The following is a 12,653-nucleotide window of genomic DNA, read 5'->3' as shown; positions in this document are numbered from 1 at the left end:
AATTGGATCCTCGAAACTCAGGTCTTCAGCTTGATTCCCGTCACCTGTGATACGTTATCCCTCCCGAGAGTTATTCCAACTATCGCGTCAGCCTGCTCCAACATGGGCTTTCTTAATGAGACAACTATAAACTGCGCATCTTTCGACCTCTTCTTTATCATCTTTGCCACTCTTCCCACATTCACGCCGTCGAGGAACATGTCGACCTCATCAAAGGCGTAGAAAGGAGCTGGCTTGTACATCTGGATGGCGAAGATTAAAGCAAGTGCTACAAGGCTCTTCTCTCCACCGCTCATAGATTCAAGCTTCTGGACAGGTTTGTTGTTTGGCTTGACCTTAATGTAAAGTCCGCTGTTGAAAGGATCGTCGCTGTCAAGGTATAGCTCCCCCTCACCGTTCGTGAGTTCTCTTATAATTTCCGCAAAGTTTCTGTTTATGGCTGTGAATACTTCAAAGAAGATCTCTCTTTTCATTCTCTCGTATCTCTCAATTTTCTCCAGAATGTCTGCCCTCTCCTTTTCAAGCACCATTTTCTTCTCAACCATCTCGTCTCTTCTCGCTTTAACTTCTTCATACTCCTGAATTGCTTTCAGGTTGACGTCTCCAAACTTTGAAAGTTCCTCATCAATTGCTCGAAGCACCATCTGAACCTCTTCAAGCGGTGGTAGGTTCTCAGGAACCTCAACCTCGCCTATCTCAGCAATCTCTGACTCGGCCATCGCCAACCTCTCATTTTGAAGTTTTATCCTCTCCACAAGCCTGTCTATCTCAGCCTCAATTCTCCTCTTCTCCTCTTCCGCAGCCCTCATCTTCTTTAGTAGTTCATCTCTCTCCTTCCTCAGTCCTTTGAGCTCTTTCCCTATCTCTTTCTCTTCTTTCCTGAGCTGCTCGAGTTCGGAGTTTATCTCCTCAGCTCTCACTTTCCCCTCTTCAACCGTGTTCTTGATCTCCTCGATTCTGTCCCTTATCTCATCCAAGTAAACCTGCTTTTCCTGCATACTGCTTTCGAGCTGCTCCTTTTTGAATTCAAGGCTTTCAATTTTCTTCTCTATTGAGATCAAAATCTCCTTGTTCCTCTGGTGCTCATCCTTCACTCTGTCGAGCTCCTCTATGATTTTCGGCACTTCACTTCCCCTGAGCTTCTTCTCAATTTCCTCAATTTCAGCTTCAAGCCCACCAACAGTCTTTTCCAGCTCCTTCAGCATCTCATTGTACTCCTTGAGCGATCTTATGTACTCCTCCTTTTCTCTCGTTTTCTGCTGTATCTTCTCCTTTAACTCCTCAATTCTACCACTCTCCGTTTTTATTTTCTCCTCCAGTAAGCTCTTTCTGTTCCTTAACTCGTTGATCATGCCCGTGAGCCTCTCCACTTCCTCCTTGTACTGCTTCCTCAAACTCTCCGCTCTATTGAGTTCGGCAAAGAGCCCATCCTTCTTTTTCTGAAGTTCGTAGATTTTGTCGGAAAGCACTCTCTCCTTTTCCACCAGCTCTCTCGAAACGAGAATACCTCTTCTCTCCGAACTTCCTCCGGTCATCAGGCCGGATTTCTCAACAAGGTCTCCTTCGAGAGTGACGAATCTGAAGCCTTTATCCATTAACCTTTTGGCCGTCTCAATTTTGTCTACAACGACTGTATCTCTCAAAACGAACTTGAAAACAGGCTGAAACTTCTTTTCGCATTTGACAAGATTTACTGCATAATCTATAACACCGTCTTCTCTCAAAATGGACTTGTCGAGGTTCAGCTTGAAGTTCTTTATTCTCCTGAGGGGGATAAAGCTAGCCCTTCCTCCTCTAACGGCCTTCAGGTAGTTTATGGCAGTAACAGCATCGTCTTCAGTCTCAACAACGATAAACTGCAGCGCATTTCCGGCAGCAGCCTCAATAGCCGTTACGTACTCTTCATCCACCTCTCCAAGCTGTGCCACCGTGCCGAAAATCCCAGGAAGCTCTCTTCTGTTTCTTGCGTCGAGTAGAAGCTCGACAGGCTTGGAGTACGTCCTTAGGGTGGACAGTGTCGCCTTCACCTTTGCAAGTTCAAGCTCCGCTTTCTTTAGCTCCTCCTCCACGTCGGATATCTTTGACCTCAGTTCAAAGAGCTCCTTGTCTGCAGAACCGAGCCTCTTTTTGGCGTTAAGCAACTCCTCCTCGTACCTCCACAGTTCTTCCTGATTACTCTTCTTCTCGTCCTCAAACTCTTTCAGTTTCAACTCGATGGAAGAAATCTCGTTTTTAATGCTCTCTACATCCATGTCTATTCTCCTGATAAGCTCAACGAGCTTGTCCCTTTCCCTTAAAATCTCACTTCGTCTCTCCTTATGCCTTTCAAGCTCCTCTTTCCTGCTGACAAGCCTGTCTCTCAGATCTCTGTGCTCCCTGTCAACTTCCTCAAGTTTTAGCTTCAGAAGTTCCATCTTAGCAGCGAGCTCATCAACGATTTCTCCAACCTGTATCCTCTTTATGGCGTACTCTTCAAGCTCTGCGTCTATGCTTTCCACATCCTCTTTTATTTTGGAAATTTCCGCAATTACCTTAACCGACTCTTCTTCAAGTCTTTTAGCCTCGTCGAGGTAGAATCTTTCAGCTCTCTTTATAGACTCAAGCTCAGAACTGAGTTCAAGTATTCTCGACTGTATTTCAGCCGACCTCTCGTCTCCAAGCTCAGAAATTTTTGTGGCAAGCTCGTTAACCTTTTCATTCAACTCAGCCATTTTTGCGTTTATTTCCGGTATTTTTCTTGTGAGTTCATCTCTCTGCCTCTCAAGTCTTTCAAGCTCCCTTTCAACCCTCTCTTTTCCCTTGACAGCAGTGAGGTAGTTGTGGGCTTTGAGATAGCTCTCGTACTCCTCCTTTCTGCTGAGAATCTCCTTGTATCTTATGGCCTCGTTCCTGTCCCTCTCAAGAGTTTGCAGTCTATCGTTGACTTCTGCAATAACTGCCTCAAGCTTCTCTATACTCTCTCTAACTCTCTCAAGTTCTTCCAAGGCCTTTTCCTTCTTTTCATCGAATTCCGAAATGCCTGCGACATCATCTATTATTTTCCTCCTCTGGAATGGTGACATCTCGATTATCCTTGTCACATCACCCTGCATTACCACGTTGTAGGCGTCGCTGTATATCCCAAACTGCGAGAGGAAGTTATGGATCTCGGAGAGGCTGACACTTCTCCCGTTGAGGTAGTAGTAGCTGTAGTACCCCTTTTCCGTTATCTTCACTTTCCTTGCAACTTCGTATTTCTTTCCGTTCTCCGAGAAGAGGATTGTGACCTCTGCCTCACTCTTTCCGTTGTGGACGAGGTCTGTGAGCCTTTCAGCCCTGAGCTGCTTTGTTGAAGTTGAAAGGCCAAGGCAGAAGAGAATGGAGTCGATTATGTTCGACTTTCCACTCCCATTGGGGCCGGTGATAACGGTAAATCCCTTGAAAAACGGAATTTCAGCCTTTTTGCCGAAAGATTTGAAATTTTTCAGCCGTATTTTCTCGATGTGCATCCTAATCGCATACTATTAAACCATCCTCTCCATCATCAGTTTTCTCTTCATTCTTTTCAGGCACGATTATTTCGCTCTCTTCTCTTCTGCCGATCTTCTCCTCCTCAACTTCCTCCTTCTCAGGCAGATATAAAGGCTCGTTCTCGAAAACTTTGGCCTTCTGTATTTGCTCTTCAACAATTTCTCTCTTATCTTTCTTGCTGTCTTTCTTCTCAAGCAAGTCCTTTATCTCTCCCTTTACGTAAGCCAGTTCGGTTATAATACTCTCCATCGCCTTCCTAAGTTCGACGATTTTGGACTCAACCTCTGAGGTCTGCGAGTTTTTGAGAAACTTCTGGACCTCTCTCAGGACCTCCTCCTTTACCTCTTCCGCGATTTCCCTCTTTACCTTCTCAAGTTCCTCTCTGTTCATTCTTCTCAGCTCCATCAACTCTCTTTCCTTCTCGGCAAGCTTCCTTTCGAGCCTCTCTATTAATATGTCCCTTTCCGACATTTTATAAAAGAAGTGGTTAAAGTCATTAATAAGCTTTTTCCTTGATTGTTACTCATAGGTAATTTAAAACCATTAGTTTGTTAAGGAGAAAAGCCAAGTTGAATTGTGAAAAACTATAGGTCATTAAAATTTTATGAGTGGAATTGTTGATTTGCTTTTGTAGTTGTTTTGTTAAAGTCGTCTGCTTGGATCCGTTTGTAAATCAGGAAAGGTTTTACAGGGCGGTTTCGTTTTACTTCAGAATTATTCTATGTGTGGTAGCGGGAATTTTTAACCGGACGAGGAGCTCTAAAGCAATAAAATCAGATTTTTGGTTATATATACTCTATTTTATGCTTAACAGTTTTTTAAGATAATCCACGAATAGCTGCTTAGTCATATTCCAAGCATTCAGCAGATTTTGACATCAGTCCAATCGGGTTTAAGCTTACTAGCAATGCACCTAAGGATTATCCTACATGCTGCGCTTTTTTGTTAAAACTACTTTAGAATTGTTTAATTTTTGAGCGTATCTTCTCGTTTGAGTCGCACTAACAGCCTATATATGGCCTCCAAAACTTCAACACAAGAAAAAACAATTCTATTCACTCCCATACTAAAAAGAAGAAATTTCCAAAAGAATTCGATTAGACTTTCACACCTCTGGTATTATTCCGGTGTTCCACAGGAAACAAAGGGGTCAGGAGGTCAAGTACTTGTAGGCTGAGTATGCCGCAACAGCACCATCACCGCATGCGGTGACTACCTGCTTAAGCGGATTGTCGCAGCAGTCTCCGGCAGCAAAAACACCCTCGACATTCGTTTTTTGCTCCTTATCGACCTTTATGTAGCCCATAGAGTCTCTCTCAACTCCGAGGTCGGCCACAACATCCGTTGCGGGACGCATGCCTATTGCGACAAAGATACCATCAGCCGCGATTTCGAACTCCTCCTTTTTCTCCCTGTTGTAAGCAACAACTTTCTCCACCTTTCCTGAGCCGATTATCTTTCTGATGGTGGTGCTGTAGTGAACCGGAATTCCCCTCTTCTCCACTTCTTCCACCAAGGCCTTTTCTGCCCTGAACGAGGGTGTTCTGGAAACAATTGTAACATCACAGCCTATGTCGTGCAGATAGATCGCATCCTCTATGGCCTCCTTCCCGCTCCCGTAAACTACGACCTTCTTTCCCCTGAAAAAGTTTCCGTCGCACGTGGCGCAGTAGCTAACTCCTCTCCCGATAAAGGCACTTTCACCCTCAATTCCGGCTTCCTTGTGCTTTCCTCCAGTTGCGACTATTATTGCCCTTGCCTCGTACTCTCCCCCCTCTGCTATGACTGTGAAAGTTTCGCCGCTCCTCTCGACCTTTTCCACCCTCTCAAGCTTCCACTCGGCTCCGGCCTTTACAGCCTGCTCCTTCATTTTTTCCAGCAGCTCCATTCCGCTGCCCTCAAAACCGGGATAGTTTTCAATTTTGGCAGCGAGAGATAACTGTGACACAGGGTCAACACTCTCGAAGAAAACTGTTTTGAGGCCATACCTTGCCGAGTAAAGCGCGGCAGTCAATCCTGCAGGCCCTCCACCGATTATTGCGACATCGTACATGCTTTTAATACGCCAATTAGACTAATAACCTTTTGCCGGGTTTGGTGAATTCCGGTCAAAACTGGATTTCTCCACAACTCTCAAAAACTCAGGAGGCACAAAATCGGCGGTGTAAACTTTGCCTTTTTTCCTCACCTTTATCCCCCTTTTCATCAACCCTTCTGCATCAATTTCAAGCAGAACAGGATTGCTTGAATGCCTTTTTCCGACCTCAATGGCCTCCCGTGGTGAGGAACACATGTGCACTTCAAGCCTCTTCATAGGCAGAAGTCCAAGTTTGAGGATTGAACTGAGGTTCTTGTGTGAGGTTGCGTGATAGAGCTTCTTGGGTATCTCCCCCTCTTCACTCCAGTCCGTTTTCACTTCAATGCTGTGTCCGTATCTCGCCCTTATTCGCCCGTTCTTAATCTCGAATCTTTTCTTTGGGTCAAACTTAACTATGAGTTCAATCTGCTTTCTCCCAACACCGTATCGCTCTTTCAGAACCTTCAGCACATCATTAAGCTCTGCCCACCCCTCCTCATTAAGTGTTATTCCGAAATCTCTTGCAAAATGTCTCAGCAAACCACTCAAAAACTTGCTAACTTTTTTCCTGTCCTCAGACTTTATGAGAACCTCTCCTTTTCCGCACTCACACTTTCCTTCGAACTCGCCACATCTTTTGCAGATACCAAGGTCCACGAAATGAGTAGGCCAAGGTTTTTTAAAAGTGATTTGATGCAAAAGCTATGCGATATGGAGAGGTATCCATAGTTCTTTCGGCAATTCTCATGGGAACGGTGGCCATTTTCGTCAGAAATACTGGTGGAGATGCCCTCTCCATCACATTTCTGAGGCTCCTCTTCGGCTTTCTCGTAATTCTGCCATTCTGTCTAAAGGATATAGCACCACCAGACCGAATTTTGATTGGACTTGCATTCTTCAATTTCACCACAATTGCATCCTATATTACGGCAATACAGAATGTAGAGGTCGCGATGGCAGCTCTTCTGCTTTACATGGCACCCGTATATGTTATCCCTATTTCCGTGCTGATGGGCGAGAAGGTTGAAACAAAAACGCTCTTGGCCCTCCCATTGGGTCTAACGGGTCTTTATCTCATGCTCACACCATATGCCGAGCTAACTCCCGGTATCATTTTTGGGATCATCTCAGGTTTCAGCTATGCCCTCGTTTTCGTTTTATCAAAAGAAGCAAGAAAAAAGCACTCTCCATTCAGGATAAACTTCTACAACCTGGGATTGGGTTCAGCTGCACTTTTACCTTACTTCGTTCTTTTTGGAAAGGTGAAAAGCATTCTGTGGGCGGTTGGGCTCGGTATAGTTCCTACAGCGATACCATTCCTTTTATTCTTGTATGGGATGAAGTACGTCAAGGTTCAGAGGGCACCGATTCTTGCACTCATCGAGCCCCTCTGTGCCGGTCTTGTTGGGTATCTTTATTTTGGAGAAGTGCTCACATTAAACCAGCTTATTGGAGGAGCGATGATTCTAGCTGGAGTCCTCATTGCTTGGAGGGATTGAGCGAAATTTCTGGAATTTGAAAAAGATAAAAATCTCGAAAATGTTATAAGTTCAACACCATGAAATAACCTGAGTGATTGATACCTGGGAGGAATACAGGGTTTTTGAGGAAAACCTGAGGAAGTTTGTTGAAACGGTAGAGACCACTCCGAAAATAAAAAAAGGTCTTGCCTATGCAATAACCGCGGGAGGTAAGAGGAGCAGGCCTGTTATCGTTCTTCTTTCATCTAAGCTTTGTGGTGGTAATTATTCAGATGTGATGAAACTCGCTTTGTCAGTTGAATTAATTCACACGGCAAGCTTAGTTCATGATGACGTCATCGACAAGGCTGAGAAGAGGAGGAAGAGAGAAGCTCTGCACAAAAAGTACGACATCTCTCTTGCCATAGTTCTCGGAGACTGGCTAATTTCGAAGGCGGTAGAATTGACATCGGAGTATGGAGAGGAGATAATCAGAGACTTCTCAAATGTCGGAATGATGATGTCCGAGGGGGAGGTTTTGGATATCTACAGCATCAAAGAGGAATTCGCTGAGAAGGACTATTTTGAGTGCATCGAGAAGAAGACTGCAGCGCTTTTCGCTTATTCAGCAAGAAGTGCGTGCAAGATAGTATGCGACGACAGAACTGCAGCTCAGAAGCTCTTTGATTATGGCCTTAATCTGGGGATAGCCTATCAAATTGTTGACGATCTTCTTGAGTATCTTCGACTTCTGGATGACAAGCACTCAGTTTTTGAATCAAGAACACTTCCCCAAATCTACGAGGAGAAGTACGGGCGGGAAGAAGGTGTAAATAAGGTAATGGAGAGGATAAGCACGTTCGTTGAGAAAAGCCTGAGCTCTTTGAACTATTTTGATGACTGCAGGGAGAAGGAGAAACTCAGAAAAATCGTAGATTTCATGACATATGATATGATAAGAAGGAAGGCGGAAAAGAAGGTTATTTTCTGAGCTTTTTGAAAAGCTTCTCGTTGTTTTCCATCACCCTTCTCCAGTCCTCAACTCCAGCCCCACTCAGAACCTTCTCTGCAGCGGAATCGTTTATTATGTCTGCCGGAGAGTGCATGTCCGTGTTTATAACAAGCTGGAAGCCGTATTTTTCTGCGAGCCTGCTCACCCGTCCATTGCCGAGGCAGTGTCCCCTTCTGGCTGAAATCTCGATGTAAATTCCGTTCTCCTTTGCCAGTTCCGCTTCCTCCTCCTTCATCAGTCCCGGATGGGCGAGGATGTTTATCTCCTCGTTCAGGGCGGCAAGGTTAGTCCCCTCCTTTACCGGCTCTGCTATCGTTTCTCCGTGCACAATAACAATTTCAGCTCCCTCTTTCCAGGCAAGTTCAACAGCTTTACCGATGAGACTGGGCGGGACATGTGTGATTTCGACACCAACAAGAAACTTCGCCTCGTACACTTCCATGTGCTCCTTAATCCTTAGCAGCTTGGCTAAGATGTCGGGGATGTTGGTGAAATCTGCATGGTCGGTTATGGCAAACCCCCTGTTGCCAGCCGCATACATCCTTCTGGCAATTTCGGAAGGAATCAGTTCTCCGTCACTGAAAATGGAATGGACGTGCAAATCGAACATGCAAAAATGTTAAATAAGGAGCTATTAAGCTTTTACTGTGAAGGGCTTGAGAAGACTCGTGCTTGATGTGTTAAAGCCCCATGAGCCGAAAACAATAGTTTTTGCCCTTAAGCTCAGTGAGCTTGAGAATGTGGATGGTGTGAATATCCACCTGTCTGAAATTGATCAGGCTACGGAGAACATAAAGATTACAATTCTCGGCGACAACCTCGATTACGAGCAGATAAAGGCCGTGATTGAAGATCTTGGAGGGGTCATTCATAGTGTGGATGAGGTTGTTGCGGGTAAAATTATAGTGGAATCTGTGAAGACCGAGCAGGATTGATTTTTATTTTCTGCTAAGCTGAGATGCTAACTTTCCATACCAGCACGTTGATTAGAGTTCTACTCTGTTTATGTTTCCGCAAACATTAAACAGCGAGATTTATCAAAATGCCGGCCTTTCCACCATGAACTGACAGCGCTTACTCGCTGAGCATGAACAACTCCTTAAAGCTCGGAAAAATACCAATCTGCATCATTACAAACCAGAATACTGCTCCGGCAGTAGAGTAAAATAGGCTGTAATAGAGGGCTTTCGGACTCGTCAGCACACTCTTCCAGCCCTCGAAGTCCGTTACGAAGTGGTAAAAGACGACGATTGGGATTGACAAGTGAGCGCACTCAGCCTTAAGGAATATTAGTTCACCAACAATAACCGAAGCAATGAAAACGTAGGCGACGCTCATGACCGCAAAGAAAGCCACATGAATTGGCAAGAACCAGTCCGGCAGATCTCTTGCCTTCACATATCTGTACCCTTTCAACCACCGCTCATAAACGCTCACTAAGAAATCACCTTTTTCGCCTCCTCTACGAGCCTCCTTGCCTCGTCTTTGCTTAATCCAAGCGTCCTCAGCTTGGGCTCACAAGCTTTCACTATATCCCTGCAAAAAACCAGCCCGGCATTAACGACCGTGTCGAGTATCTCTTTCTCTATTCTTAGAATGGTGACGGGATAAAGGCCTCTTGACTCAAGCAGCACTTCTATCCCCTCATTCTCAGGATAATTCCAGCCGGTCAGCCTTATCCCCATGCATCTCGCATACCTCTTTGCCTCTTCTGAAAACTTGGTGTTCGTGAAAATCCATGGCTTGGTGAAGCCGTGTCCTTCGACATCAAGAAATCGTGCGTACGTGTACATGGCCTCCTTTAATCCAGTGTAGATTGGCTGGTTGTGGAACTTGCACTCTATCATGTACTTTTCTCCGTCCTTCTCAGCTACAACATCAATTTCCTGCTCAACGCACTTGCCCTGAACGATTACATTTGTCTCCGTTTCGAAGCCGTACTCTTTGAGCAGCCTCGCAACGAACTTCTCGAAGCCGAACCCGGAAGGGCCAAGACGAAGCAGGGAGCGCTTAAGGTCGTATCTCTCCGCTTTTGGATACTCATGCTTCAGCAAAAGCTCAATTACGAGTTCGAGAACCTCGTCAGTGCTTATCCCATCGTATATCCTCCTCTCAACCTCATCTGCCACCCTCTCAGCAACTCTCTTGCTCGCTCCAGCCCTCAAGCACGTTCTGATAATCTTGGCCTTGCTGAACTCCTCAAGTCTGCTGTCCCTCTTCCTTACCCTCAACATTGGCCCTCAGCTCGTTCGCAAACCAAACCACACGCTGCGGGAATGGAATCTCAATTCCATTCCTCTCAAGTTCAGTCTTTATCTTCCACAGCAGTTCCATTTTTACGCTATACCATTCTGTTGACGGCGCCCATATCTTCACAACGATATTTACACTGTTGTCACCAAGGCTGTCAACGAAAACCTGCGGCTCAGGATTTTTAAGGGCGAAGGGATGCTCCTCAATCAGCCTCTTTATGATTTCAATCGCCTTCTCGGCATCGTCGCTGTACCTTATCCCTATAACATACTCGAACCTCCTCGCTATGTGGGCCACGTAGTTGGTTATGTTAGAAGTGAACACCTTCTCGTTGGGGATTCTGACATAAAGGCCATCGTAGGTTCGGATGATTGTGGAGAGAATGTTCACGTCCTCAACAAAACCCGCAACTCCGTCAATGTTAACCTGATCTCCAATCTTTATCGGCTTCTCCGAGATAAGAAAAATCCCGGAAACGAGGTTTGCGACAACACTCTGGCTGGCAAAACCGAGAACTATTCCGGTAATCCCACCCGCAACCAGTAAACCTGAAAGGTCAAGACCCAATGCTGGCAGAACGGCAATGAAAGCGATGAAAATTATCCCGAAGTAAATGACTTTGAGCATCAGTTCAAGCTGATCTCTCTTCATTTTGTCTATAAGGGTTCTTCTGAGGTTGGTTGTGACCAACTTTGCTATTATTGTGGCGAAAGCCATCACTACGATGACGACTATAACATCGTAAACCGTAACGTCTCCATAAAGCTTGTAATTTAAAATATCAATCATAATCCCCACTCCATTACGAATTTTAAAGCAGTTACGGCAATTCTTCTCGCGGTGTAGAGTTCCAAGGCCTTCCTCATCTTCTCCTTCAGAGGTTGCTCGATGAACCTCGTTTCTGCAACCTTTGGTGAGACTATGTTAATAGAGGCTGAGGAGTAAACCATCTCCTCATCATAGTATATCTTCATTCCGTAAACGTCGAAAACAGCGTTGCTTATTTCAATCCACTCACTGTCGCTGTTCACGATTCTTAGCTTGATTACACCTTCTCTGTATTTGTCAACCTGCGGAATTTCTGAATAAAGGTCGCTCTCCCAGTATCGGCAAATTATCCCGTCTCTCGGATTCCCGTAGAGCGTGTATTTTGGTTTCTGGAGCGAGAAGATGTCGACAATCCCTACGCTCTTTTTAGCCGCAATAAAGACAGCTATCTCAACCGGAAAGGTGGCGTAAACCTCTACCGCCGATTTTGGTTCCGCAAAAAATGGTTTGGTGAACTTGATTTGCAGGAAGTTGGTAATGTTTTTGGGCATGTTAACCGGCTCGACTGGATTTATAATCAGCCTCCCCTTATCGACTGAAAGTCCTTTCTCAATTTTGTCGCCGTTCTCTCTAATATATTGGTAAAAAGGACCAGCCTTTTCCGTTCTTATCCTGTATTCGCCTATCTCAGCCTGAAATCCCTCAACGTCGTGGTAGCCAAACACATCTTGTCTATGTTTTTTTGGATAAAAGTTTTTTTATTTGGTAGAAACTAAGAATGAATTTTTCTTCTGCATCTATGGGCCTTCTCCACTTCTCGAAGGAAGGAATTTCACAGTCTTGGTTTTTGACTCTTCGCCTTGATATCTGTAAGAATTTCTGCCATCTTTGTTATCAGTTTCTCTTTAAGAGCCATATCTTTCACTGTTTCCAGCCACCTCTAACAATTGTTGAACCGCTAAAACCATGCCCCCATCAAAACAAAAATATTTATGCCTCAAAAAATATTCCCATTATGGAAAGAATCTTTGCTCCCTGGAGAATAAGATACGTGCTTGCCCCTAAACCAAAGGAGTGCGTTTTCTGCACTGCTCCAAAGGAAAATAAAGACAGGGAGAACTTAATACTCTATAGGGGTAAAACCTGCTACGTCATTATGAACCGCAATCCATACAACCCTGGCCATGTGATGGTAAACCCCTACCGCCACATCCCATCCATCGAGGATATGACAGAGGAGGAAATGATTGAGTCCATGAAGCTTGTCAAGCTCTCAATTAAGGCCATCAGAGAAGCGATGAATCCGGATGGTTTCAATGTGGGTGTTAATATCGGCAAAGTTGCGGGGGCAGGAATTGCTGCACATCTCCACATACACGTTGTGCCGAGGTGGAATGGGGACACATCCTTCATGCCGGTTCTTGCGGATGTTCAAATCATCCCGGAAGCCCTGGAAGAGACGTACGACAAGCTATATCCGGTGTTTCATAAACAATGAATTTTTTTACGTAGAATGTGAAAGGGCATGTCCACATTACCAAAACCTATAAATCTAAAACATAACACTAAAATA

The 12,653-nt window shown here is 44.9% G+C and carries 13 protein-coding genes; 4 read left to right on the top strand and 9 right to left on the bottom strand.

Annotated features, from left to right (window positions below; genetic code table 11):
• Positions 1-17 precede the first annotated feature (17 nt).
• The 4 genes from smc to H0Z19_RS06715 all read right to left on the bottom strand — a co-directional run bounded on the left by smc (position 18) and on the right by H0Z19_RS06715 (position 6,244).
• Complete coding sequence (smc, locus tag H0Z19_RS06730; RefSeq protein WP_290725089.1) at positions 18-3,488, bottom strand: chromosome segregation protein SMC; 3,471 nt, start codon at positions 3,486-3,488, stop codon at positions 18-20.
• A gap of 1 nt (position 3,489) precedes the next feature.
• Positions 3,490-3,981, bottom strand: a complete 492-nt coding sequence (locus H0Z19_RS06725) for a hypothetical protein (protein ID WP_290725088.1) — start codon at positions 3,979-3,981, stop codon at positions 3,490-3,492.
• A gap of 679 nt (positions 3,982-4,660) precedes the next feature.
• A complete protein-coding gene (trxB, locus tag H0Z19_RS06720; protein WP_290725087.1) occupies positions 4,661-5,563 on the bottom strand; it encodes a thioredoxin-disulfide reductase in 903 nt (300 codons plus the stop codon).
• A 21-nt stretch (positions 5,564-5,584) separates the two neighbouring features.
• Positions 5,585-6,244, bottom strand: a complete 660-nt coding sequence (locus H0Z19_RS06715) for an RNA 2'-phosphotransferase (RefSeq protein ID WP_290725085.1) — start codon at positions 6,242-6,244, stop codon at positions 5,585-5,587.
• 47 nt (positions 6,245-6,291) lie between these two features.
• Here H0Z19_RS06715 and H0Z19_RS06710 point away from each other — a divergent pair, with 47 nt between their 5' ends.
• Positions 6,292-7,086 carry an EamA family transporter gene (locus tag H0Z19_RS06710; protein ID WP_290725083.1) on the top strand — a complete coding sequence of 265 codons (795 nt, stop codon included), beginning with the start codon at positions 6,292-6,294 and terminating at the stop codon, positions 7,084-7,086.
• Between the two features lie 73 nt (positions 7,087-7,159).
• A complete protein-coding gene (locus H0Z19_RS06705) occupies positions 7,160-8,038 on the top strand; it encodes a polyprenyl synthetase family protein (RefSeq protein ID WP_290725081.1) in 879 nt (292 codons plus the stop codon).
• Here H0Z19_RS06705 and H0Z19_RS06700 read toward each other — a convergent pair.
• Positions 8,028-8,669 (bottom strand): histidinol phosphate phosphatase domain-containing protein, encoded by a 642-nt coding sequence (locus H0Z19_RS06700; RefSeq protein ID WP_290725078.1) that lies wholly within the window; start codon positions 8,667-8,669, stop codon positions 8,028-8,030. The genes H0Z19_RS06705 and H0Z19_RS06700 overlap by 11 nt on opposite strands.
• A 37-nt stretch (positions 8,670-8,706) precedes the next feature.
• Between H0Z19_RS06700 and H0Z19_RS06695 the strand changes: the two genes are divergently transcribed.
• The gene (locus H0Z19_RS06695; protein ID WP_290725076.1) at positions 8,707-8,994 is read left to right on the top strand and encodes a DUF211 domain-containing protein; all 288 of its coding nucleotides are present in this window, start codon (positions 8,707-8,709) and stop codon (positions 8,992-8,994) included.
• A gap of 139 nt (positions 8,995-9,133) precedes the next feature.
• Here H0Z19_RS06695 and H0Z19_RS06690 read toward each other — a convergent pair whose 3' ends face one another.
• From H0Z19_RS06690 to H0Z19_RS06675, 4 genes are read right to left on the bottom strand one after another with little or no spacing between them, the layout of a single operon-like run.
• Positions 9,134-9,496 (bottom strand): hypothetical protein, encoded by a 363-nt coding sequence (locus tag H0Z19_RS06690; RefSeq protein WP_290725074.1) that lies wholly within the window; start codon positions 9,494-9,496, stop codon positions 9,134-9,136.
• The gene (locus tag H0Z19_RS06685; protein WP_290725072.1) at positions 9,496-10,293 is read right to left on the bottom strand and encodes an ATP cone domain-containing protein; all 798 of its coding nucleotides are present in this window, start codon (positions 10,291-10,293) and stop codon (positions 9,496-9,498) included. Before H0Z19_RS06685 ends, H0Z19_RS06690 begins: the two co-directional genes overlap by 1 nt.
• On the bottom strand, positions 10,259-11,101 hold the full coding sequence (locus tag H0Z19_RS06680; RefSeq protein ID WP_290725070.1) for a mechanosensitive ion channel family protein: 843 nt from the start codon (positions 11,099-11,101) through the stop codon (positions 10,259-10,261). The genes H0Z19_RS06685 and H0Z19_RS06680 overlap by 35 nt, the downstream gene beginning before the upstream one ends.
• Positions 11,098-11,805 carry a DUF432 domain-containing protein gene (locus H0Z19_RS06675; protein WP_290725068.1) on the bottom strand — a complete coding sequence of 236 codons (708 nt, stop codon included), beginning with the start codon at positions 11,803-11,805 and terminating at the stop codon, positions 11,098-11,100. The genes H0Z19_RS06680 and H0Z19_RS06675 overlap by 4 nt, the downstream gene beginning before the upstream one ends.
• Before the next feature lie 290 nt (positions 11,806-12,095).
• On the opposite strand from H0Z19_RS06675, the gene H0Z19_RS06670 reads away from it, so the two are divergent.
• Positions 12,096-12,578, top strand: coding sequence for an HIT domain-containing protein (locus tag H0Z19_RS06670; protein ID WP_290725066.1), 483 nt, complete (start codon positions 12,096-12,098; stop codon positions 12,576-12,578).
• Positions 12,579-12,653 lie beyond the last annotated feature (75 nt).

The sequence above is a fragment of the Archaeoglobus sp. genome (assembly GCF_017656475.1).
GTDB lineage: Archaea > Halobacteriota > Archaeoglobi > Archaeoglobales > Archaeoglobaceae > Archaeoglobus.
The sequence above is the reverse complement of the archived record's forward strand: the minus strand, read 5'-3'. Positions and strand labels throughout refer to the sequence as shown.